Raw genomic sequence first — 19,890 nt, 5'->3', positions numbered from 1 at the left:
TCCGGGTTAAAACGTGGGTCTGAAGTCCGTGGAGACGTAGAGGAACTGCTTCGCCAGGTCATCCTGACTGATGAAACCGTAGGAAAGTGGTCGGGCCGACCCGGCCTTCGGGTCAACCAGCACCAGGGCCGGGAAGTACCGCACCCCGAGCTGTTTCGCCTGCCCCCGGTCCCGGCGGGAATCCGGCAGGGCCGGGCTGACCACCCCGTCAAGGGTGACGGGGATAACGCTCAGGTGATACGTCTCCCGGAAATGGCTCACCACCTCCGCCAGCTGGCCGTCGATGGCGTTGCGCCCCCGGTAAAACAGCAGGATGCCGTAGCGGGCGGACAGGGATTTAATGGCCCCGGCCTGGTCGGCGGCCTCCATCGCCAGCTGGTTTTTCACCGTGCCGTTGTAGTGGCTGTGCTGCAGGTTGTAGTCCTGTTCCGGATGCGCCAGCATGGCGGCCTTCGCACTCATGGAGAACAGACCCGCCTGCTGCGTCCAGTAGTTCTGCAGCTGAAAATAGCGGGTGAAGTTCTCCACCCCGGGATGCAGGATAGCCTCGTACATCGCCCGCTTCGTCGCGGCCTGGAGCGTTTTCACCTGGTCCAGAATATCGGGCGGGGGCGCAGGCGTCGGTACCGGCTCTGTCGTCTCATCCGGCAGTGGCTCGTGATACCACTGCCACCCCTCATCCACCGCCCATGACGCCACGCTGAAGACCAGGCCACACGCCAGGATAAGCGCTCTGAACATTTATTGTCCCTCCGGTTTCATCGCGTTCAGGTGCTGCTGTATCTGGTCTTTTGCCTTATTCAGCAGCGCCGCATTGTCCGGTATCTTCTTATTCTTCATCAGGTCATCCGTGAAGCTGCTGAAATCCAGCTGTCTGAAGTTGATGTGCTGCAGTTCCGGGACGGTGATGCCCCGGCAGTCGGGGCTGCTGGCGGCTCCGAACCCGATGCCCAGCTGCCAGGCCCGGCCCTGCTCCTGGACGATTTGCGCGAGCTTCGAGTCAAACTGGCAGTAACCGCGCTTCTTCTCGACGCACACCCCGAGCACCTTCTTCGAACAGAACTCCCCGACGCTGACGGTCAGACGGTCCTCCTTCGCCTTCCCCAGCGCTTTCTCTTCGCTACTGCACCGGGCCAGCCCCGCACTCTGACCCCAGCCGCCGTCCTGGCAACAGTTGCTGAATCCCACGGCAAACTTTTTGCAGAACTTCGCGTGGCCGGTAAAGGCCTTCACGTCCTTCCCGTTCAGGGCGGCCACGTCCTTTCCGGCGGCAGCCAGCGCGGCCAGCTGCGACACCGCCGGGGCAAAATCATTGTTAGTTCCGTTGCGGGCTTTGTCGCAGTCGCCGTCCAGGCAGTAAATCTCGCCGCCGCAAATCATCTGCTGCCCGGTGGTCCGGGTCTCGCAGGAGTACGTGGCGTTCTGGTGCAGGCAGACGCCCGTCTCTGAGGTAAAGGCGCAGCGGGAGGCTGCCAGCTGGCAGGCGGGATTGCTGAGGTATGCCTGGCAGGTGCCCGGTGAATCTGACTGGGTGATGTACGTGTCCCGCCAGCCCCAGCAGGCCTGATGCACCGTATACGGATGCCCGTCCACCACCACTGTTCTGTCGCCCCCGGGGGTCGTACACACGCTCCCTGTCAGCGCCCCCTCCGTCTTGCTGAACGGGCAGTTCTCAGTCCAGGCCACCCGGGGCCGCCAGACCTTCGCCGGGACCGTCATGTCCACTTCAAATGTCACCGGCAGCAGCTGCTGCAAATCCCAGGCCCCGGCAATCCCCGAATGTGAGAATTCAACTGTCTGACCCGCGGTCACGCTGTGCAGGGGGGAGCGGGTGAGTGTCCCGGCGCCACTCTGCCCCAGCACAAACGCAAAGCTGTCCCCGAAGGCCTGAAAGGGCAGCGAGGTCCCGCCGGAAAGCTGCGGGGTATACTGCCAGGTAATGCGGGTTATCTGCCCGGAAACCGGGAACGACCAGGTGCCGACAATCCGATCGCGCCCCACACTGAACGGCAGCGTCCAGGTATAGATGAACAGCTGCCGGGTCGTCGTGCCATCCACCTGGTCCCCGGTTATCTGTGCGCTCCGGGTGCAGAACTGCTCCACCCTGAGGTCACGCTCGCAGGTGTACCGGGTGAACTGGCTGCGGGCGATATTCTGCGCACTGCACTGTTGGCTCTGGTTGCCTACGAGGGTATCCGCCCGGTCTTCCACGTCCCGGCCTGCTTTAATAAAGGGTGCATCCTGGGAGATTTTTTCGCCGGGATTGTTCTTAACCGATGTGCTGACCGCTTTACCCGCCTCGCTCTGAGACCAGGTCGTGGTACCGTCATTTTTAAGCCCCTTATCAGAGGCCCCCGCCCCCCCGCCGTAGTACCCGGCCTGCGAAGGTGAGGCCGTGTACCCCGGGATAAGGTCAGCCGGGCGGGCGTTCTTCAGGGCGTCTGTACCCGCCCCCTGCGCCTGGTGCGCCGCATCCGCCCCGGCGCGGTAATCGTGGTCCGCATCCGCGTGCGCAACCCCGGTCAGCAGGCTGCCAGCCACCACAGCCGTTATCCATCGCTGTCGCATCAGGGCTGCTCCTCTGACAGGTTCACCGGAAACGTCCCGGCCAGCAGGGACTGCGCCACATCCCGGCAGTCACCGCCGTCGCGGACTTTCTCGAGCGCCTGTTTCAGCTGCAGATTGCCCCGCACCACGTCGAATCCCTGTTCACAGCGCACCACCAGGGCAGGCACCGCCGTGATGCCGTAGCGCGCAAAGGACGGCGGGTCAATCTGCACCCCGTCGGTGGCCCCGCCCTCCACGAGGGTGCGGACTGCCTGCACCGTCGCCGGCATGCTGTTGTCAACCAGCCCCCGCAGCAGCGCCGGGATGTGGTACGCGCGGGTCTCATGCAGCATCCGCTTCAGCCCCGTCTCCGGCACCGAGAACGACACGAAGTACAGGGCCCCCGTGGCCGGTTTGTCCCCCATTACCTCTCGCTGCTTCCGGGCCAGGTCATCGATAAACTGCCGGTCCCGGGGCTTCAGGGGGATCTCCGCCACCTGACGGGTCGCCCAGTCACCCGCGGCGGTATCCGGATGCGCGTGCAGCTGCTGAATAAAATCTTCCTGCTGTTTCAGCCAGGCATCACCGGCCCTGCCTGCAACAGGTAACCACAACAGCGGCAGCAGCATGAATAATGTTCGTTTCACAGGGACCTCACAGATAAACGCAGTTACGCTTGCGCCACATCAGATAGCCAAAGTTCTTTTTGCTGACGGGCGTGTTATGCCCCTCTTCCCAGCGCATCACGCTGCGCCCCATCGGGTGACAGCGCGCGCTGTCCGGGAGCATGTTGACCATCTGGTAGCGCCAGCGGGATTTAGGGATGATGGGCGACGGGTATTCGTAGCAGACCGCCGTATCGGCCCCGACAGTCTCCAGTATCTGCCCCTGGCGGTGGAGCTTGAACGCCATCCGCTCGGCCAGCAGCACCGAGGACTGCAGCGGGCTGAACTCGTTGCTGACCCAGCCGTTGAAGGGGTACATGCTGCCCTGAGAACCTGCGCACCAGAACAGCGGATCGAGCGGGAGATATACGCCGCTGGCAATGGCGTCGGCGGCGCAGGCCCCCTGCGCCAGCGGGTTGGCAAACACCACCGCCTCCGGACTGATGAGCGTGGTCAGGCTGCTGTCCACCCAGGTGGGGTCAAGCTCCGTGAGGTAGGCGATATCCATATCCCCGCCCTCGAGGCACCCCATTGAGGTCAGGATATTGAGCCACCAGGTCACCGGGTATTTGTACCAGTGGACGTGGTAGAAGGCCCCGGCGGCGGTTTTGTCGCTCTGGCCTGCCGTGCCCGTGCCGTTTCGCCCGAGCTTTGCCTTCTGCCCGCCCAGATTCACCAGACAGCCCGGCGAGCGGGTCACATCCGCCAGGGCCATCGGCTCCCAGTAGCCGATGGCCATCCCGATGCGTTCAAAGACCGGGGGTGGCATGGGGCAGAACTGGATGGGTGAGGCCGGGTTGGGCGTATCCGGCGCATCCCCGTGGCTGACCTGCGTGCTGCCGATACTCAGGGGGAACAGGCAGTTCCAGCAGATATCGGTGATCGGATTCACAAAGCGTCCCTCACAGGTACTGTCGCCCTCCTTCGCATCCTGGGCCGCCGCGACCAGACTCATCGCCAGCAGGCCCGCCGCGATCCCCGACAGTCTCCACCGGCTCATCGGGTCACCCCGCGGGCGCGCAGACGCAGACGTTCTTCCGGCGTCAGGCGATAACGCCCGGCGATGCGGATGAGGATAATGCGCAGCAGGTCATCGAGACGGCGCAGGGCGGCCTGCGCGGCGGGAGGGTTCTCCCCACCCGACAACGCCGCCAGGCACGTGCGCAAAGCCTCAAGATCCTGCAGGGCATAAAGCACGCCGCCGTACGGCTCCGTCACATCGCGGACCAGAGACTCATGGGTCTCCGTGAGCGCCAGGTAGCGCAGGACAATCCCGTCCAGCGCCGTCTGAACACGGAGACGCTGGCGTCGCTGATACAACACCCCCATGATGAGCGCCGCGGTCACCACAGCCGAAACAAGTGGCAGAAGTCCGTTCATTGTTGTGCCTCCTGCCGGTACGTCTCCACCCTCCGGATCACCCGCTGCAGCCTCTCCGGCATCAGGGACATCTCGTCGCCATACGCCGCCCGCAGGGTGTATTTCATATGCCCCATCGCGGCCCACAGGCAGTCTCTGATGACGCCATCGATAAGCGAAACCGTCGTGACGGGCACGGGCAGGTTCTGCACCACCGTGAAAATACGGACCAGCGCCTGCCCGGCATGGTTTTCCGTCACCGCCCGCAGGGACCGGAGATCGGCCATACCCGCCTGATATTGTGCCGACAGGTCGTGGAAGGCCTGTTGTTGCGCCGCCAGGCGGCGGATGAGGTGAAAGAGCGCCAGCGACTGGCCCACTATCAGGATGATCAGTAATGTATCGGGAGAAGGCATATCAGTGTGCGCCTGTATCGGGCGGGATTTCGTCAATCGTCAGCAGGGTGCCTCCGGGCGCGGGCGTGATACGCACCGGCACCCGCATGAGGCCGAAGCGCTGGCAAAGCGCGCCGCCCTGGTCGAAATAAATCCGGGTATCCAGGGCCTGCGAGGTTTCAGGGATATTGCCCTGCACGAGAATAATTTTGACCATCGGCGTCGGCGGCACCTGGCGCTTCATCCAGGCCAGTTGATCCGGGTCGTCGGCGTTAATGAAGTACAGCGTCTCCCGGAAGGGAACGAGGGTCAGGGGATTAAACACCTGGCCCTTCGCCGCAATCAGCCTCCCCGCGTTATCCCGGATATCGGCGCTCAGGGTGACCGCCGGATTGAACCGGCGTGTCGTCAGGGTTGCCACGCGGCCCACCCCCGGCACCGGGGCAGGCCGCTCGCTGTGCGCCACGGCGCGTGCCTGAAAATCCTGCATCCGCTGCCCCAGCTCGCCGCTTTGCTGCAGGGCGGCGAGCCGGCGGGTAATCAGCTGCAGCAGGCTCTCCTCCCGGATCGGGTACAGGTCCCCCCAGGTGCCGAGGTCAGCCGCCTGCCCTGCCCCGGCCAGCAGGAGAAGTGAAAGCAGCAGAACTCGAGGGCGACTCATGGGGCCACCTTCATGCGCCCGGCAATCTCCCGCTGGATTTGCACGGTGATATCCGGGGCGGGCTGCACCACCGCCCCCGCGACCAGGATTTGCACATGGTGCTGGCGCTGATACGCCTGCAGGCTGGCCTCCAGCGCGAGGTTAAAGCGATCGGACAGCTGCTTCATCTCCGGCTCCGTCAGCTTCTGCCGGCCCGCCCGGTCAAAGAACGCATCCACCGTCTGCTTCATATCAAAGGCCACCACCCGGGGCGCGGTGGTCCGGATAAGCACCAGGCTTATCATCACGTTTGCGGCGAGCACCCCGGCCATCAGCCCGGCGGCAGCCAGATACCGACGGGCGCGGCGGGAGACACGGGGGCGCGGGGTAGCACCGGATTCGGTTGTCATACCTGACTCTCCTGTTCGTGTTCGGCCACCCAGCGCTCCAGGCGGGCCATTTCTTCCGGGAAGTTGCGGTGGGCCAGCTCATACACCGCGTCGTGAATGCTCGCCCCCTCCGCGCGACGCTGCCGGATATACTCGAAGTCTTTCCCGCTGGAGGAGTACATCGCCCGGCTCAGGGGGTCGACAAACAGCCGGTGCCAGGAGGCCTGCGCCTCCACCTGCAGCATAAAGGAGCTGAACCACTGGTCTTTCGCCGCCCCGAACTTGCGGATCATGTCCTGCTCAAACGGCGTGAACTGGTCGGGGTACAGCTGGCAGTATTTGGCAAACTCTTTGGCCGACTGCTTGAGAATGGCTTTGTAGGAGGAGTTCCCCCACGCCGCCCGGGCGGCGCTGGAGGCCGTCGGGGAATCAAAGTCCACGATGTTCTGGGTGATGGTAATGTAGGCCCCGTTATGGCGGCGGGCGGTCCGGTATCCCTTCTCGATAAAGGTCCCCACCTTCTCATTTTTAAAGTCGAGCAGCTTCCAGCCCTCATCGATGACGCAGAGTTTTTTCAGGTTACGCGGGGTGTTGTACATCCGGTTTTCGATATAAATGATGAGGGAGAACATCACGGCAATCAGCAGCGACGGGCGGGACTCCAGGCCGCCCAGCTCGAGCACCACCATCCGGGCATCTTCGTGCAGGGAAGGCTCGTCCGAGTTGAAGTAGCTGCCGTAGGTCCCCCCGGTGGTGTACTGATCCAGCATGATGACCATCTCATCGAGACGGCTCTGGATGGTGGGTGAATCTTTATACTTCTCACTGTCGCGCGCTTCCTGCAGATATGCCACCACATGGTCGATACGGGCCTTGTTTTTTCCTTTGAGCCAGGCCGCCTTCACCGCCTGCAGCAGCAGGCCCTCATGCACCTCATCGAGGTTGCCGTTGGGGCTCGCCATCACCGACAGCTGGTCGCGGATACGTTCGGCGGACAAATCAATATCAATGACGTTGGCGAACGGGTTAAATTTGAGCGACTCGCCGTCGAGGTAGACGCCCCCCATGTTCTCGCACAGGGACTTGTAGCCGTCCCCCATATCAAACACCCAGCTGTACCCACCTGCATCCAGCGTACTGCGAATAAGCGGCTGGATCAGGCCGGTTTTCCCGGCCCCCGAGGTGCCGCAGACGGACATATTGTTGTTGGTGTTCCCCATCCCCTCAAAGAACAGGTCGATAAACGCCAGCTGATGGCGGTAGGTGGGGGCCAGCAGCCCGGCCGGGGCCAGCGGGCTGTCGGCGATAACCGGCAGCAGATTGGCAACGTTGAACGTCTCGGCACGCTTGACCACGCCGGCCGCCTGCAGCGTCTTAAAATAGCCCTCCCCGGCCATAAACGGCAGGGAGACCAGGAAGTTACGCAGATGGTTGAACCGGGGGCTGATAAGCTCCATCCCGTTCTTGCGAAAGCTGTTCAGCACCTCCTGCTCCGCTTCCAGGGCAGCCTGGTCGTTATCTTCGCAGAATACGGTGATATTCATAAAATAGGAGACCAGGGAGGACTGGTTCGCGCCGAGCCGCTGGCGAAGCTCGCCCCACTCCTTCATCTGCTGGTTAACGGCCGGGAAAAACTTGCCATAGGAGGTACGACTCTTCTTTTCCAGATCCAGGTATTTGAGGTTGGCCTGGTTCTGGGTCTTCACCTGGTCTTCCACCGCCAGCGTCAGGGAGAGGATAAACGGCCGGGAGATGGACAGCTCCGGGTGCAGGAGGTTGCTGTAGTTGTCGGCCATGCCCCACAGAAAGGCCAGCTGCGGGTTGCGCTCCAGCTGATAATTCAAGACCCGGGCGACACTGTTTCCCTGCCCGGCCGGGCGCTTCAGGCCCACGGTCAGGTGGTCAGCCTTCACCTTCAGGTCAAAGGAGTCATCGATACACTGGTAGTTGAGGTCGGTATAGGGGTCGAGTTCGGCGTTGCGCGGAGACAGCTCCTCAGGATCGTGATTGACCATCGCCCGGACGATGTTGATGAAGGCGTCCGCTTCCACCGGTCGGGTATGGATACGAGCCCCCTGCAGGGAGGCACGGATAATTTTGACCCGGTTTTGCATCTCAATGATATCGGCAGGCGTGTGCTTTTTTGACGGCACCGCGCAGGCAATAAACACCCGGTAGTCCCGCAGCGTCAGGGGTAAATCCATCCCCGGCGGCAGGGAAAAGCGCCCCTGGGTGGCGGCCAGGTAGTAGGCCCGGGTGATGGCGTTGAATTTTTTTTCCTCCGGCCCGCTCCAGGAGAACTCCCGCAGGCCGTATTCAATCTGCGGCCCGATTTGTTTGCCCGCCATCAGGTGGATGGAGAGCGGTATCGTGCGCGGCAGTTTGGTGCGCAGCAGATTCTCCAGCGTCAGAACAATGCTTTTATCCGCCCCGGTGAGCGGAATGGCTTCGACCATAAAGCCGAGGGTGGTGGCGTTCATGTATAACCCCGTATCGGGATCATAATCCCGGTACGGCAGCACGCGGCTGAACTGGGGGAAAGACATCTCCGCGAGCGCACGGTTGGCCGTCGCCGAGTCATCGGGCATTTTCAGGGCAGAGAGCAGACCGTTGACGGTCCGGGTTATCGGGTCGGGCAGGGACATCGTGACCTCAAAGCTGAAGGAGTAATAAAGAGAAAGAAAACGTCGCAGGCACAGCGAGAGGGGTATACGGGGTTACACCGCTACCGGTTCACCCTGCGGCGGCACGGAGGCTTTCGGATACCAGGGCATCGCGTTGTCGGATCGCAGATAAACACGGCCCCACCCTGCTGTAACATGGCCTGTTGACGTTTCCCGCTCAGTGGGGCCATCCCAGGGCAGACAACAACGCCCCGCCCGGTCTGGCGTTGCACAATATCGGTCATGAGGTCGCTGAAAAACGCGGTCTTTCCCGCCCCCGGCTGCCCGATGGCGATCGTATGCCCGCGATCCCCACAGGCAGGGGTGTCAAAAAACGGGGAGAGTATGTGTATCTTTAAAATGTTCATCGCATAACCTTTGGTTATTTTTTCCATTCGGTGTTGTAGCGTTCGTGGGTCATCAGCGCCCACGACCCGCCGTTATCCCGGCTGAGCATCCGCCAGCGGGGCCCCACGTTGATTTTGAGCCAGCCGCCCTGGCGGGCCTTCAGCCGGTGTGACAGCGGGGCACCCTGCCACCAGGCGGTCAGCAGGCGGGAGGCCCTGCGCTGTATTCCCGTCGGCACACTGGCAGAGTCGAGCAGCACCGGGGTAATACCGGTCCGGGGCGACATGGGGACCTCACTTCGCCGGGGCCGGCGCCGCCCTCATCGCGGCGGCGCTGGCATCATGTTCAGCCTGTCGCATCAGCGACGTCCTGCTCAGTTTTTCCAGCAACACACCGGCCCGGGCGGCATGCTGCGCCCTGGCGGCCAGTGACACCCGGCCCACCTGCGCCGTGTTGTTGAGGGCAGCTAACTGCCCGTTCAGCGGGTCAAAGCGCTGCAGCATGTCCCGGGGCTGCTGATTGCCGTGCACAATCAGCCCGGTCATCAGCACGGCCGCGATGGCCAGCAACCCGTAGCGTTCTGTGTTGTGTCGTTTCTCAGTCATCTCGCATACCTTCTGGTTGTCACATTCGGTGCCCCGGAGGGCGGACTTAATAAAAGGTGCAGCCCGGGTACAGCGGCTGTCGTTGTTCTCTCGCCTGCTGACAGTCAACGCAGACCGTCACGCCAGGTAGCGCCCGCTGACGAGCTGCCGGGACAGGCCCGCCGCAGACTTCACAGACGGAGGCGGAGACACGGCTCGCGGGCAACTGCTGACGCACCCGGTCAATGGCGAACCCCGTCAGGGTCTCCTGACACGCCTGCGCCATATCCACTTCATCAGTCATCGGAACGCCTCCTGAAGGTCAGAGTTGGGGTACACCCCAGCGGGACGGTTTCACCACGAACAACACCGCCGCCGGCTGGTGATACACATCCCCGGCATCGACATACGGGGCTATCCACAGGGAGGCGACCTGCTCCCCGGTCCGCAACGGACGGGGGTAGTCACCGGGCATCACCGGTCGGGTGGCGGTATGGCTGCGCATCTCCGGCCGGAACAGCGGGGCGGGAACGGGAGCAGGCAAAGCCGGGCGCACAACAGCGGTGTGCGCGGTCACATGCCCGGTATTCAGCGAAGCCAGCGGGGGCACCGGCACCACAGACGGGGCCGTCACGGCCGGTGTGCGAAAATCGCCCTCAGCCAGGCGTGGCAAGGCGGTCGCAGCCGGCTTTCCCCGCGCCGGGGTCTCGACGGCTTTCGCTTTCTCATTGGCCTGCTGCATGGTCATGCAGCTGTCGGACGAGGTGGCGTTACATTCAAATTCACTTTTCACCCCGGCGCAGCCGGTCAGCAGGCAGACGCCCGCCAGCAGGGGTATCATTAATCGGGTCATTACGTTTTCCTGAAAACAGAGAGGGCAAACAAAACCTGGCAAGAAACGGCGCGATGCGGCACGTTTAACTCAGACCGGGAGAAGCGAGACCGCCTCATAGTCATCTCCGCTGCGGTCCAGGTCGGCCAGCACCGGAATGTCTTTCCAGCGGCGTAAGTCCTGGCTCCACTGCCTCAAATCCTGAACCGGGAGGCCGTGAACCTGGCAGATACGCTGAATTTCGGCGTTATCATTCCAGTCGATATGCTCAATGTGCATGGCGAGGACGAGGTCTTCGTAAGACGGACGCCTACTCTCATGGGTATACGGGAGCGACCACGCCCGCCAGTCGGCATCAAAGACATCGGCCCGCCCGAGGGTGTCCGTCAGCTGATAAATATCCGACGGCCCGGCCTCGCTGTCCGGGATAAGTTCAAAATACAGCGGCCCGACAACGGGGTGTTCGGCCCCGATAACCACATGGTGTTTTGTTTCTGCTGCATCGTTATCAACCGTTTTCATTTCGCTTTCCTTTATTCACCCCGGTGAAAAATCAAATGGATGATGCTGTCACATCGCACCGCGCATACCGCCGGAGCAACGTCCGGTATGCCTGAGAGTCGTCAGAGTGCCAGGTGGTCTGGCGCAGCAGCCGGGCAAAGGTCGGGCTGTTCTCCGCGACAGTGAAGAGTGCCTCTTTGTCCAGCTGCTCATGGCAGGCCGTCCGGCGGGTAGCCCGCACGCCGGTGAGGACACGGGTCACGTCGGGCTGGACGAGCGCCAGGCTGTTGAGCCAGTTTTGTGTCACATCCTCACCGGATGTCACTGTGGGGTGTCCGGCGCCAGGGGCCGCCCGGGAACACCCGGCGAGCAGGCAGGCGCCCGCCAGCAGGGGAAGCAGGTATTTTTTCATCAGGGTTTGTCCTTATGTTCAGCGTGTTCAGCGAGGTCGTTCGTGGGGCGTCCGTATCTGAACTGTGCAGAACGACCATCTGTGATGGGCACCCCGCGCCAGCGGGAGGGAATACAGCCGGTCGCCAGCGCGAATCCGGCATACAGCGCCGCGAACGTGAGCCATGAAATCCGGAGCAGGTGCGCCAGCGTCTGGTCGATATACGCGGCATATCCGGCCGCATCGGTCTTCACCTGCGGGCAGGGTGCCGTCGGCGCGGGCGTCTTCTTATCCGGCGCACACCGGGCATAAAACCAGACGCCGCTGGCGCTGCTTGTGCTGACCGATTCGGCGTACTGCACCAGCATCTGGCCGGGCGTGTCACCGCCACGCCCCGCGAGCACCACGACCGCCAGGGTCAGGGTGCCCAGCGGCGCGATAACCAGCCACTGCACGCCCCAGCCCAGCCACCGCAGGGCATACCCCAGGGAGGGCATCAGGTTACGCGCCATGTTTTTCTGCCCCCCAGACGATGTGTACGGGGCAGTTTGCCTGGATGGCGTCAGCCAGCCCTTCCGGGAAATGTCCCCCGTCCGGAAGCGCTGCCCGAGCGGTACACAACAGCCCCCGCCCCGTGCCCGGCTCGCGGATAATCGTTCCCTCTGAGGGCATCTCCGGTCCTGAAGGTTTCGTTTGTTTTTGCATTTACTGTTCTCCCTGGCCGCTGGTACGCGCTGACCCGAGACCAAAACTGCGGGCATCGAGTTTGCCCAGCTGTTTCATCAGCGAGTCCGTACTGCCGGCGCCGTTAAGTGAAGGGGTATTCAGAGAAGGGGTGACATGCGAACGTTCATCCGCCTGTGTCCGGTGATTTTTATCCTGGGCCATCTCCTCAATGGTTTTCAGCTGGAAACCATCCTGGAAGACGACGGTGATTTCATTCCCGGCCCCGATGGGGATAACCGGGTGGTACTGCTCGGCGCGTTTGATGTAGTAGTCACTCAGCGTCTGGGCTGCTTTCGATGAGCCGCCCCCGATACCGGATTTCAGGACATCGCCGGCGCCCACCGAGGCGGTGGCCCCAAGCCCGACGGCAGGCTGGGAAGCTTTCTCTATCCCCTGCCCGATGCCGTCGATAAAACCGGCTCCCCAGGCCCAGCCGAGGATTTTGCCGTTACGCATCACCACCTCGCCCTTGATGCCGTTCTTGCCCATAAAGGAGACATGGCCCTGAATCGGGAGGTCGATGGTGTCATTCCCCCGGATGCAGCTGATTTTGCGGGTGCGCACGATAGCGCGCTCACTGGAGACATCGCCCCAGGCTTCCAGCCCGACAAAGCAGCCGGTCAGGTCATACGTTTTGCTGTTCGGCATCTCCACCGTGCCGGTGATGCGCAGTTGCATGGGCACGGTGGACTCATTGCCGGTGACCGACGCGTTGGTGTCCGCCCCTTCAATCAGCATGGCGCGGGCAAAACTGCCGGACGGAATGTAGGGGTACGCGTTTTTCTTCTTCACCGCGTCATCCCCAAAGGTGGTCCGCTGCAGCTGGCCCGGCACCGGGATAGGGGTGTATTCCACCCGGTCCGGCGCCGTGTCGCCCTTACCCTGATAGAAGGTGCCCGGTGGAGGCACGCTGCCGGTCGGCGGGAACAGCGCCCCCGGGGCAGGCTCCCCCTCCGGCCCCGGTGTGCCCCCCGGCGGGTTCGGCGGCGGGACGCCGGTGTCGGAGGCCGGTTTCTGGCCCAGCGCCTGGAGCTGCTGCTTCAGCGTGGTGTTCTCCTGGCTCACCTGCTCGAGGCGTTTCTGGTCATCCAGATGCCCCTTATTGAGCACATCCAGCTCGGTGCGAATTTCCTTCACCTCCCGGTCCATCTCCACCCGGGCCACCTGCATTTCGGTGGTGGCGTGCTCCTGCACCTTGTTATCAAAGGCCGAGTCCACCACCCCCGTCATGTCCGGGGCAGGCTCTGCCCGGCCCGGCTGCCCGGTAGTGCTCAGGTCCATCTCAGACAGGTACCAGCCGCCGCCCACAAAGGCCGCCAGGGCCCCGGTCACCACCGCCAGCCACAGATACTGTTTACGCTTCACAATGGCGTTGATACTGGCCATCAGCTCCCCTCCCCGGCCGCCACGGTGACGTACACCTCGAGAGCCGCCCCCGGTAAGATGGACGACACCGCCCCCGGGAACATCACCGCCCGCACGCCGGGTTGCCAGAAGGCCGACTCAGACACGAACACCGGCGACGACAGCCGGTTCATCACCCGGTAACGGACCACCTTCAGGTGATGCCCGGCCCAGACGGCCACCGCCTGCGCCTGCAGGCCAGCAGGCGCCAGCATCTGCTCTGTCGTTACCGGGAGGGCGCTGTAGCCTTCCGGCAGCGTGCCACCCCGAACTGCCCGGTTCAGGCTGACCAGCGTCTCTTCGTACGGCGCCGCTTCTTCCCAGCGCTTTGGTATCTCCCCCGTTCCCCCGAGGTCAGTGACCAGCTGAAAGGTGCGTCCCACGCCGCGGCGCGGGACTGCGCGCACGGAGAAGTTCATGCCGCGTTCGGTCTCAACGATAAAGGTCAGCGGCGTTTTGCTGACGGTGCTGATGACCACCCCGCCGCTGGCGGTTTTCATCTGCCGGGTCAGGATGCCATCGAGGCTGGTGATGGCGGTGATACGGTCGCCCGGCACGGTAAGCAGGTTGGGGTCGGTGTTGCTCAGGGCGACACTGGCCTGTCCGCCGTTGCTCATCGGGATAACCGTGGCGGCCAGTGTGCCGCTGACCGGGGGCTGAGCCGCCAGTACCGGGGCCGACACAAGCAGCGCCAGCAGTAAAAGGGGGGCACTATTTCTTCTCATCTTTCACCTCAGCAAACCGGGACAGCCAGGTCACCCCGTCCTCCCGGGTCAGAAACAGCGCGTAGTGCCTGATTTCGGAATACGGGGCAGAGTCACCAATCCACGTCTTCAGCTCGCCCCGAAACTCCACCCGGCCGCTGGCCGGGAACACGCGTGCCCCGGTCATAAAAAAGGCGCTGTTGACGTTGTTGCCCTTGATCTGCTTCGCATCTTCAGCCAGCTTCACCCGGAGCGCATTCTGCGAGGCAGGCCGGACATAGTGCAGCAGCGCCTGATGCTGGGCGTCCACGGTTTCCGGGGAGACGTTGAGGCGCAAAGAGATAAACGAGAGGCCCATCTGCTGGAGGTAAGAGGCGTCCATCTGGTTCTGGGAGACCGCGAAGGGGGCCTGAAAGGTCATCGGGGTGGTGACGGTGCGCTGCTCATTCTGCAGGCGGTAGTTATTGATGCCCTGGATAATATTCACCGTCAGGCTGAGAACATTGAAAACACCCATGCAGAGAAAGCCGATGGCAATCACCCTGCGGGAACTGAGTCTGGCGCCGTGCTCCATACCATTTGTCCTGTTGTCTATTTGATCCACTGCCGGAAACACGAGTCCGGAAGGGTGCTGAAAAGGCCTTTAAGGAGAGAGGTGGGCAGATACCAGTAGAGCAAATCGCGCAGCCAGGTGCTGCCCCGCCCTTTTTTCAGCTTCCGTATTCCGAGGAAAACCAGAACCCCAAAGCCGATACCCCAGAGCTGCTTGCCGGTCCATAATCCCCATGCCACAGGAATAAGGGCAGGCAGAAGCTCATCGAGATAAAAGCCGAACCAGCGGTTCTGGTTGGAGAGTGTTTCCGGGAAACGGAACTGCGATAATTCATCGTTTCCCGTCATTCGCTATTCCCCCGTTAATAACCCGCCACTTTCATACCGACCGAAATCAGCACGGAAATGATGATGAAGCCGGAGAGGAATTTCAGGTTCTTGGTGGTCATATACATCACCGCCCCGACCATTACCTCGGCCAGGATGACCCATTTGACCGCGCTGGATTTACTCCCGAAGGTCGCCCCGACGGTGGCATCGCCCGGCTGCAGCAGGTCAGTACCCCCGCCGCCCCCAGCGTGCGCCAGACCGGGGAACAGCATCCCCACCGCCATCACCGGCAGAACCGCTTTCGCCGCCTTCAGCAGGCTTGTTTTTGAAAAGGCCTGTTTCAGTCGGGACGGTTTTCCCTGAGAAGGCACCACGCTATTTTCCATTACCATCTGACTCATTGATTTTATTCCTCTTTGACTCTTTCTTTACCGCTGTCAGGCGGCGAAAATAAACCGGGCAATATGCCCCCGCTGCACCCGAAATAACGTCAGAGGCAGCGGGCGAATATCGACAGGACCTGCGGGGAAATAACCCGGGAAAAAGGCATGCTACCGCCCCAAGGTGTCACACCTGTCGTGGTCCGCAGTCGGACCGACGGGATTTGGGCAAAAGGACGCCCTCCGAATTTTTCGGTAAAGAAAAATCCAGGTAACAAAAAATATATTTCCCTCATCAAATTCATCGTAATGATGAATATTTTTGCATCTCACTGAAGCTGATGGTTATTTATACCCTCCGGTCAAATTTTGGCAGAATATACTCCCTTGATTTCTTACTAAGTAAATTGACTATCTGTAAGACGATGGATGTCGATTCGCAGGACATTTTCCGGCAGCGGGAAGACCCCGGAGAAAACCCCCACTTTGTCGATATCCGACACCTGTCGACAGGTCTGCAGGCGGCCATCCAGTTGATCGTCGATGACCTGTCGCTGCAGGCCCGGATGCTGGAGATGCAGGCGCATAAACGGAAGCCAAGTATCACAAAGAAGTGATTGCATAGTAATCACCGTCAATACCCGCGAATCTTTTGAGGTAGTCATGCAGACAAAACATTGCCTCCAGCTGGCGAGAGCGCTGGCTTTGTTGGAGGCAGCGTAAAGGTACTCGCAAAAACAGAAAGAAAGCAGAGCCCGGAAAGAGCTTGAACCGCTCTGATATTTAGAAGCAACCGCTTGATAACTAATCATCATTATTTAGCGAACCAGGTTAGCGTTATGCCCACTTAACTGCTCGGAAGAAACTAGCTCATTATTTTTGAGATGAAGAGACAGGCGCAATTCAGCCTCTTTTCGTTTGGATCGAGCAGAGCGCCCAGCCGCAATGGTAAGTAACTCATTACTCTCAGAACTCAACCTTAAAGTGATGTAAACAAAATCGGCATCAGAAGCTGATGGTTTAGTTTGCATAGTGAGCCTCAAATTTAACTCCATTAGAAGCAATTTTAAAATAATAACTCCCACAACGTCAACCATAAGGTACCTAACGATTGCCGTGCTATAAAAACCATCCAAAACAGCCAGTTAGGAAAAATTTCAAATATGAAGGATATAGCTAATAGAATCAGAGAGCTAAGAGAGCTACTGGAAATAAGCAGGAAAGAAGTTGAGATTCGTTCAAACGGGGTGATAAAAGCATCCTCGTTATCTTCTTTCGAAAACGCACAGTCACAGATCAGTATCTCTTATCTGAAGCAGCTAGTTACGTTCTACCAGCAGCAAGGTGTTGATGTAGGCTTTGACTGGCTAATTACTGGTAATGGCCCAGCTCCGACGGAAAGCTCAACGCTGGAAAGTAATCTTGCAGTGATAAAAGAGATATCATTTTTTAAGAAGATGAATGACAACTCAATTATTTACACCTCACCTAAAAGCATCCCATCATTAAACATTGAACAGGGCGATATTGTAGGTGCCGTCAAGACAAAGAAACGCACACAAAAAACAAAGCTATGCCTAATTCGGCTAACTGATGGAGAATATATTCTCGCATTAACAAGAGAAAGCTCTGAAAATATTATTACATTTGACCCAGATCAAGCAGAGGTTAATTCATTGCCATTAGAAATGGTTGAAGATATCTATGAGATAATTTGGATTCGAAAATTTCTATGAAAATACTATCTAGCAATGCTCACGTAATCACCATCCCCATCCAAGAACACAAGGGGTTAGAAACGTTATTCTTTGGGCTTGCAAAAGAAATAAAATGCTCATATTTAACATACATGATTGAATATAAATCATGTAAGTTATACCTCACATCAAATGAAGCATGGAAAAATGAGCTAATATCAAACCAATTAATGAACTCATGCCCTATATATGATAACGCTTTCAAAGCACTTGAAAGACATGAAAGTATAGTCACCATTTGGGATACTGTTCATCATAAACGAGGTGTTGAAAAAGATATAAAGGATTACCGAACATCATTCGACATTGCACATGGTGTGGGCCTTGCCATTTCATCCCCTGAATGGAGGGAGTCATTAGTGTTAGCTGGGAAAAGGGATGACCCCTTCTTTTACGAAAGGGTCAATAGCGTTATAATTCAAAATTCATTAAGTAAATTCAGAACCTTCATAGCATCAAGAAAAATATAAACCACCATTTATTTGAATGGATTCCCCGGTTATATACCTGGCTTTATCAGATGCCAAAAACACAACCAATGGTGATATATCATCAGGCTCCGCAGCGTAACCACAAGGTATATTCATCATCAACTCATCACCTTTATCCCCAATGACTTCCAACATTGAAGTCTTGACGAACCCTGGGTTAATACTATTGACTGTAATGCCTTTTGATGCGTATTCAAGAGCAAGTGATTTAGTCAAACCATCTAAAGCAGCTTTCGATGCTGTATATGCAGAAAAACCCACCTGAGGCATTAATGATAAGACACTTGAAACATTAATGATTCTTCCATATTTATTTTTTGACATTTCATTAATAAAGCACTTAATCAACCTAACCCCTCCATAAAAATTAACATTCATTATATCGTTCAGATCACTAAATTTTGTCTTCATAAACAGAGATGACTTGGCAATCCCTGCATTATTTATCAAAACATCAACAGAACAACCGTCACTCTTAATTTTCTCTTTCAATGAATCCACATCTTCATCTTTTGAAACATCGCAAAGAATACCTGTCGCACCTAACTCATTAATTTTACTTACACCATCACCTGTTCTTGAAAGACCGTAGACAATATAGTCTCCCTCATCAACAAATGCCTTACAAATAGAATAACCAATACCTCGACTTGCTCCACTTATCAAAACAGTTTTCACAATACCTCCATAAAACACACTATTAATCCTCTTCAGGAAAGAGAGTACCTAATTGTTCCTGTACCTCAGCTTTGATTGTTGCGACCAGCTGGGCATACACAAAACGCTTATCATCAACAATATGCGGGCTTAATGAGTCCATAGCCAGTACTCTGGCAATTGCCGCCTGTGATTTCAGAACATTTTCAAGAAGCGTTTTATTGAACAACATCTGGTTAAAGGGATTTTCTTTCCTTTCCGTCTGGGCCTCATATACCCGCAGCCCCAGTTCCAGCAGCATCCCGGAGACGGAGGAATAGCTCACATCTTTATCCCTGGCCCCTTCAGCCCGGCGCTTGCTGATTATTGCGTTAATTTTTTCACTGACTTCATCGCTCACGTAAACCTGAACCCTTCCCATATATTCCTCTCTGACAAGCACACAATTAAATATTTCAAGAACGCACAAAATCCAACCTAAAATATCACGACTCAGCAGCGACTCACCATATAAATTTGACGACTCGTCTCACGACTCACAAGACGAGTTGAGTCTAGAGTCGAGTCGTCTTTAAACCCAGCAAATATGCGCGTTGAGTCTCTGATGACTCTGGACGACTCGTTGACGAGTCACTTCAGAGTCAGTCACAACTCGTTAAAAAACAATAAAATCAAAATTTCAAAAACATTTTTAAGCTAACTTACTGTTTTCAAATTCAAATCAGCAAAATTTCAATTTTGCGTAGTGTGTGGTGATTTTGGTGCTGAGGAGTGCATATTTGTTGATGTTGTTCGCTCGCCGGACTAGAGTATTGCCGGGTTTGAAAGGTCTGAGGCAAAAAATGAAATTGCGGACAATGTTGTTATTATTGGCAGGGTTATTCTCTTCCGGCGCTAACGCTGCGGATTGTTATGACCGCGCCGGGCATGATTATCATGTTGACCCTGATCTTCTGCGCGCAATATCCTGGCAGGAATCATCCGCAACCCCTGACGCTATCGGTAAAAATCCAACAACAGGTTATGGCATTGGGTTAATGCAGGTCGATTCCCAGCATCTCTACGCACTCAGTTCCCTGGGGATTACAAAACAGCAGTTGTTAAATGACCATTGTATGAACATTTACACCGGGGCTTATTATCTGGCACATGCGGTGAAAAAATATGGTTATAGCTGGGCCGCTGTTGGGGCTTATAATGCCGGGTTCAGACAGACAGAAAAACAGGCACTGAGGCGATATCATTATGCCCGTCTGGTTTATGCTAAGTACCAGGCAATAAAAGCATACCGTAGACAGAAGATGCAAAATGCCAATAAAAACTCACGACCGATAAAATAAACTCGGATTTTATGCCGCACAGCGGAATGTAAGGCCACACACGAAAGTGAAATTAATCACCCTGTGTCAACTGGCCGAAGCCCCGCGAAGCGGGTGTAATCTGACATAACGCAGATAACCCCTCCCCGCCCTGCCAGACAGTTTTTTATTTCGCGGGCACGTGATTAACCGACCATGCTATGGTCAGTTGATGAAATTGAAGACTTGCAGACGTGAATAAGGAAGGGATGAGTAA

At 57.9% G+C, this 19,890-nt stretch carries 29 protein-coding genes; 3 read left to right on the top strand and 26 right to left on the bottom strand.

Translation table 11 applies throughout. The annotated features are described in order from the left end of the window. Positions 1-6: 6 nt before the first annotated feature. From traF to B9Y90_RS20965, 24 genes are all read right to left on the bottom strand, one after another. Positions 7-741 (bottom strand): type-F conjugative transfer system pilin assembly protein TraF, encoded by a 735-nt coding sequence (gene traF / locus B9Y90_RS21085; RefSeq protein ID WP_085542458.1) that lies wholly within the window; start codon positions 739-741, stop codon positions 7-9. After that, a complete protein-coding gene (traN, locus tag B9Y90_RS21080) occupies positions 742-2,568 on the bottom strand; it encodes a type-F conjugative transfer system mating-pair stabilization protein TraN (RefSeq protein WP_085542457.1) in 1,827 nt (608 codons plus the stop codon). It lies immediately after the preceding gene. Beyond that, positions 2,568-3,176, bottom strand: coding sequence for a type-F conjugative transfer system pilin assembly protein TrbC (trbC, locus tag B9Y90_RS21075; RefSeq protein ID WP_085542456.1), 609 nt, complete (start codon positions 3,174-3,176; stop codon positions 2,568-2,570). The genes traN and trbC overlap by 1 nt, the downstream gene beginning before the upstream one ends. A gap of 25 nt (positions 3,177-3,201) precedes the next feature. Further along, a complete protein-coding gene (gene traU, locus B9Y90_RS21070; RefSeq protein WP_254902725.1) occupies positions 3,202-4,167 on the bottom strand; it encodes a conjugal transfer pilus assembly protein TraU in 966 nt (321 codons plus the stop codon). A 41-nt stretch (positions 4,168-4,208) separates the two neighbouring features. Further along, on the bottom strand, positions 4,209-4,541 hold the full coding sequence (locus B9Y90_RS21065) for a hypothetical protein (RefSeq protein ID WP_139827436.1): 333 nt from the start codon (positions 4,539-4,541) through the stop codon (positions 4,209-4,211). 47 nt (positions 4,542-4,588) lie between these two features. Further along, positions 4,589-4,987 carry a hypothetical protein gene (locus tag B9Y90_RS21060; RefSeq protein ID WP_085542453.1) on the bottom strand — a complete coding sequence of 133 codons (399 nt, stop codon included), beginning with the start codon at positions 4,985-4,987 and terminating at the stop codon, positions 4,589-4,591. A gap of 1 nt (position 4,988) precedes the next feature. Next, positions 4,989-5,627, bottom strand: coding sequence for a type-F conjugative transfer system protein TraW (traW, locus tag B9Y90_RS21055; protein ID WP_085542452.1), 639 nt, complete (start codon positions 5,625-5,627; stop codon positions 4,989-4,991). Beyond that, positions 5,624-6,016 (bottom strand): type-F conjugative transfer system protein TrbI, encoded by a 393-nt coding sequence (trbI, locus tag B9Y90_RS21050; protein WP_085542451.1) that lies wholly within the window; start codon positions 6,014-6,016, stop codon positions 5,624-5,626. The genes traW and trbI overlap by 4 nt, the downstream gene beginning before the upstream one ends. Then, positions 6,013-8,640: a type IV secretion system protein TraC gene (traC, locus tag B9Y90_RS21045; RefSeq protein ID WP_085542450.1), complete on the bottom strand. Its 2,628-nt coding sequence runs from the start codon at positions 8,638-8,640 to the stop codon at positions 6,013-6,015. Before traC ends, trbI begins: the two co-directional genes overlap by 4 nt. Positions 8,641-9,040: 400 nt before the next feature. Beyond that, entirely contained in the window at positions 9,041-9,292 is a 252-nt protein-coding gene (locus B9Y90_RS21035; protein WP_085542448.1) for a ParE family toxin-like protein, read from the bottom strand. Between the two features lie 7 nt (positions 9,293-9,299). Continuing rightward, entirely contained in the window at positions 9,300-9,611 is a 312-nt protein-coding gene (locus B9Y90_RS21030) for a hypothetical protein (protein ID WP_085542447.1), read from the bottom strand. Between the two features lie 46 nt (positions 9,612-9,657). Beyond that, the gene (locus tag B9Y90_RS21025) at positions 9,658-9,894 is read right to left on the bottom strand and encodes a TraR/DksA C4-type zinc finger protein (protein WP_085542446.1); all 237 of its coding nucleotides are present in this window, start codon (positions 9,892-9,894) and stop codon (positions 9,658-9,660) included. Positions 9,895-9,912: 18 nt separating this feature from the next. Then, positions 9,913-10,443 carry a type IV conjugative transfer system lipoprotein TraV gene (traV, locus tag B9Y90_RS21020; RefSeq protein WP_085542445.1) on the bottom strand — a complete coding sequence of 177 codons (531 nt, stop codon included), beginning with the start codon at positions 10,441-10,443 and terminating at the stop codon, positions 9,913-9,915. Between the two features lie 69 nt (positions 10,444-10,512). Continuing rightward, complete coding sequence (locus B9Y90_RS21015; RefSeq protein ID WP_085542444.1) at positions 10,513-10,944, bottom strand: hypothetical protein; 432 nt, start codon at positions 10,942-10,944, stop codon at positions 10,513-10,515. A 31-nt stretch (positions 10,945-10,975) separates the two neighbouring features. Further along, the gene (locus B9Y90_RS21010) at positions 10,976-11,230 is read right to left on the bottom strand and encodes a hypothetical protein (RefSeq protein WP_176227890.1); all 255 of its coding nucleotides are present in this window, start codon (positions 11,228-11,230) and stop codon (positions 10,976-10,978) included. Between the two features lie 104 nt (positions 11,231-11,334). Beyond that, positions 11,335-11,826: a conjugal transfer protein TraP gene (locus B9Y90_RS21005; RefSeq protein ID WP_085542442.1), complete on the bottom strand. Its 492-nt coding sequence runs from the start codon at positions 11,824-11,826 to the stop codon at positions 11,335-11,337. Next, complete coding sequence (locus B9Y90_RS26945; protein ID WP_085542441.1) at positions 11,816-12,019, bottom strand: hypothetical protein; 204 nt, start codon at positions 12,017-12,019, stop codon at positions 11,816-11,818. The genes B9Y90_RS21005 and B9Y90_RS26945 overlap by 11 nt, the downstream gene beginning before the upstream one ends. Next, the gene (traB, locus tag B9Y90_RS20995) at positions 12,020-13,426 is read right to left on the bottom strand and encodes an F-type conjugal transfer pilus assembly protein TraB (protein WP_085542440.1); all 1,407 of its coding nucleotides are present in this window, start codon (positions 13,424-13,426) and stop codon (positions 12,020-12,022) included. It lies immediately after the preceding gene. Next, on the bottom strand, positions 13,426-14,169 hold the full coding sequence (traK, locus tag B9Y90_RS20990; protein ID WP_085542439.1) for a type-F conjugative transfer system secretin TraK: 744 nt from the start codon (positions 14,167-14,169) through the stop codon (positions 13,426-13,428). The genes traB and traK overlap by 1 nt, the downstream gene beginning before the upstream one ends. Beyond that, entirely contained in the window at positions 14,156-14,722 is a 567-nt protein-coding gene (gene traE / locus B9Y90_RS20985) for a type IV conjugative transfer system protein TraE (RefSeq protein ID WP_085542438.1), read from the bottom strand. Before traE ends, traK begins: the two co-directional genes overlap by 14 nt. Positions 14,723-14,739: 17 nt before the next feature. After that, positions 14,740-15,048, bottom strand: a complete 309-nt coding sequence (gene traL / locus B9Y90_RS20980) for a type IV conjugative transfer system protein TraL (RefSeq protein ID WP_085542437.1) — start codon at positions 15,046-15,048, stop codon at positions 14,740-14,742. Positions 15,049-15,062: 14 nt separating this feature from the next. After that, entirely contained in the window at positions 15,063-15,431 is a 369-nt protein-coding gene (gene traA, locus B9Y90_RS20975; RefSeq protein ID WP_085542436.1) for a type IV conjugative transfer system pilin TraA, read from the bottom strand. A 377-nt stretch (positions 15,432-15,808) separates the two neighbouring features. Next, positions 15,809-16,033 carry a hypothetical protein gene (locus tag B9Y90_RS26520; protein ID WP_139827433.1) on the bottom strand — a complete coding sequence of 75 codons (225 nt, stop codon included), beginning with the start codon at positions 16,031-16,033 and terminating at the stop codon, positions 15,809-15,811. 195 nt (positions 16,034-16,228) lie between these two features. Next, positions 16,229-16,507, bottom strand: coding sequence for a TraY domain-containing protein (locus B9Y90_RS20965; RefSeq protein WP_085542434.1), 279 nt, complete (start codon positions 16,505-16,507; stop codon positions 16,229-16,231). A gap of 66 nt (positions 16,508-16,573) precedes the next feature. Here B9Y90_RS20965 and B9Y90_RS20960 point away from each other — a divergent pair, with 66 nt between their 5' ends. Both B9Y90_RS20960 and B9Y90_RS26515 read left to right on the top strand, forming a co-directional pair. Next, positions 16,574-17,146 carry a helix-turn-helix domain-containing protein gene (locus B9Y90_RS20960; RefSeq protein WP_085542433.1) on the top strand — a complete coding sequence of 191 codons (573 nt, stop codon included), beginning with the start codon at positions 16,574-16,576 and terminating at the stop codon, positions 17,144-17,146. Beyond that, on the top strand, positions 17,143-17,637 hold the full coding sequence (locus tag B9Y90_RS26515; protein ID WP_139827432.1) for a hypothetical protein: 495 nt from the start codon (positions 17,143-17,145) through the stop codon (positions 17,635-17,637). Before B9Y90_RS20960 ends, B9Y90_RS26515 begins: the two co-directional genes overlap by 4 nt. On the opposite strand, the gene B9Y90_RS20955 is transcribed toward B9Y90_RS26515, so the two are convergent. Together B9Y90_RS20955 and traM are read right to left on the bottom strand one after the other, a co-directional pair. After that, a complete protein-coding gene (locus tag B9Y90_RS20955; RefSeq protein ID WP_176227889.1) occupies positions 17,623-18,336 on the bottom strand; it encodes an SDR family NAD(P)-dependent oxidoreductase in 714 nt (237 codons plus the stop codon). The two genes, B9Y90_RS26515 and B9Y90_RS20955, sit on opposite strands and share 15 nt — an antisense overlap. A gap of 22 nt (positions 18,337-18,358) precedes the next feature. Then, positions 18,359-18,736, bottom strand: coding sequence for a conjugal transfer relaxosome DNA-binding protein TraM (traM, locus tag B9Y90_RS20950; protein ID WP_085542431.1), 378 nt, complete (start codon positions 18,734-18,736; stop codon positions 18,359-18,361). A gap of 421 nt (positions 18,737-19,157) precedes the next feature. On the opposite strand from traM, the gene B9Y90_RS20945 reads away from it, so the two are divergent. Then, positions 19,158-19,655, top strand: coding sequence for a transglycosylase SLT domain-containing protein (locus B9Y90_RS20945; RefSeq protein ID WP_085542477.1), 498 nt, complete (start codon positions 19,158-19,160; stop codon positions 19,653-19,655). The last annotated feature ends 235 nt before the right edge of the window (positions 19,656-19,890 follow it).

Origin of the sequence: Cedecea sp. NFIX57 (genome assembly GCF_900177785.1) — a bacterium.
GTDB classification, from domain to species: domain Bacteria; phylum Pseudomonadota; class Gammaproteobacteria; order Enterobacterales; family Enterobacteriaceae; genus Cedecea; species Cedecea neteri_C.
Note: the sequence above shows the minus strand (reverse complement) of the source record. Positions and strands in the feature narration are given on the sequence as shown.

What these genes read in the sequence shown, in the direction of transcription:
- B9Y90_RS21065 (WP_139827436.1), bottom strand. Translation starts at nt 4,541, where the DNA reads ATGGGGGTGTTGTATCAGCGACGCCAGCGTCTCCGTGTTCAGACGGCG.
- traU (WP_254902725.1), bottom strand. Translation starts at nt 4,167, where the DNA reads ATGAGTCTGGTCGCGGCGGCCCAGGATGCGAAGGAGGGCGACAGTACC.
- traV (WP_085542445.1), bottom strand. Translation starts at nt 10,443, where the DNA reads ATGACCCGATTAATGATACCCCTGCTGGCGGGCGTCTGCCTGCTGACC.
- B9Y90_RS21025 (WP_085542446.1), bottom strand. Translation starts at nt 9,894, where the DNA reads ATGACTGATGAAGTGGATATGGCGCAGGCGTGTCAGGAGACCCTGACG.
- traE (WP_085542438.1), bottom strand. Translation starts at nt 14,722, where the DNA reads ATGGAGCACGGCGCCAGACTCAGTTCCCGCAGGGTGATTGCCATCGGC.
- traB (WP_085542440.1), bottom strand. Translation starts at nt 13,426, where the DNA reads ATGGCCAGTATCAACGCCATTGTGAAGCGTAAACAGTATCTGTGGCTG.
- traN (WP_085542457.1), bottom strand. Translation starts at nt 2,568, where the DNA reads ATGCGACAGCGATGGATAACGGCTGTGGTGGCTGGCAGCCTGCTGACC.
- traL (WP_085542437.1), bottom strand. Translation starts at nt 15,048, where the DNA reads ATGACGGGAAACGATGAATTATCGCAGTTCCGTTTCCCGGAAACACTC.
- B9Y90_RS20945 (WP_085542477.1), top strand. Translation starts at nt 19,158, where the DNA reads ATGAAATTGCGGACAATGTTGTTATTATTGGCAGGGTTATTCTCTTCC.
- traK (WP_085542439.1), bottom strand. Translation starts at nt 14,169, where the DNA reads ATGAGAAGAAATAGTGCCCCCCTTTTACTGCTGGCGCTGCTTGTGTCG.
- traC (WP_085542450.1), bottom strand. Translation starts at nt 8,640, where the DNA reads ATGTCCCTGCCCGACCCGATAACCCGGACCGTCAACGGTCTGCTCTCT.
- trbI (WP_085542451.1), bottom strand. Translation starts at nt 6,016, where the DNA reads ATGACAACCGAATCCGGTGCTACCCCGCGCCCCCGTGTCTCCCGCCGC.
- B9Y90_RS20965 (WP_085542434.1), bottom strand. Translation starts at nt 16,507, where the DNA reads ATGGTTGACGTTGTGGGAGTTATTATTTTAAAATTGCTTCTAATGGAG.
- B9Y90_RS21030 (WP_085542447.1), bottom strand. Translation starts at nt 9,611, where the DNA reads ATGACTGAGAAACGACACAACACAGAACGCTACGGGTTGCTGGCCATC.
- traM (WP_085542431.1), bottom strand. Translation starts at nt 18,736, where the DNA reads ATGGGAAGGGTTCAGGTTTACGTGAGCGATGAAGTCAGTGAAAAAATT.
- B9Y90_RS26945 (WP_085542441.1), bottom strand. Translation starts at nt 12,019, where the DNA reads ATGCAAAAACAAACGAAACCTTCAGGACCGGAGATGCCCTCAGAGGGA.
- B9Y90_RS26520 (WP_139827433.1), bottom strand. Translation starts at nt 16,033, where the DNA reads ATGCAATCACTTCTTTGTGATACTTGGCTTCCGTTTATGCGCCTGCAT.
- B9Y90_RS26515 (WP_139827432.1), top strand. Translation starts at nt 17,143, where the DNA reads ATGAAAATACTATCTAGCAATGCTCACGTAATCACCATCCCCATCCAA.
- B9Y90_RS21035 (WP_085542448.1), bottom strand. Translation starts at nt 9,292, where the DNA reads ATGTCGCCCCGGACCGGTATTACCCCGGTGCTGCTCGACTCTGCCAGT.
- B9Y90_RS21015 (WP_085542444.1), bottom strand. Translation starts at nt 10,944, where the DNA reads ATGAAAACGGTTGATAACGATGCAGCAGAAACAAAACACCATGTGGTT.
- traW (WP_085542452.1), bottom strand. Translation starts at nt 5,627, where the DNA reads ATGAGTCGCCCTCGAGTTCTGCTGCTTTCACTTCTCCTGCTGGCCGGG.
- traF (WP_085542458.1), bottom strand. Translation starts at nt 741, where the DNA reads ATGTTCAGAGCGCTTATCCTGGCGTGTGGCCTGGTCTTCAGCGTGGCG.
- trbC (WP_085542456.1), bottom strand. Translation starts at nt 3,176, where the DNA reads ATGCTGCTGCCGCTGTTGTGGTTACCTGTTGCAGGCAGGGCCGGTGAT.
- B9Y90_RS21005 (WP_085542442.1), bottom strand. Translation starts at nt 11,826, where the DNA reads ATGGCGCGTAACCTGATGCCCTCCCTGGGGTATGCCCTGCGGTGGCTG.
- traA (WP_085542436.1), bottom strand. Translation starts at nt 15,431, where the DNA reads ATGAGTCAGATGGTAATGGAAAATAGCGTGGTGCCTTCTCAGGGAAAA.
- B9Y90_RS20960 (WP_085542433.1), top strand. Translation starts at nt 16,574, where the DNA reads ATGAAGGATATAGCTAATAGAATCAGAGAGCTAAGAGAGCTACTGGAA.
- B9Y90_RS21060 (WP_085542453.1), bottom strand. Translation starts at nt 4,987, where the DNA reads ATGCCTTCTCCCGATACATTACTGATCATCCTGATAGTGGGCCAGTCG.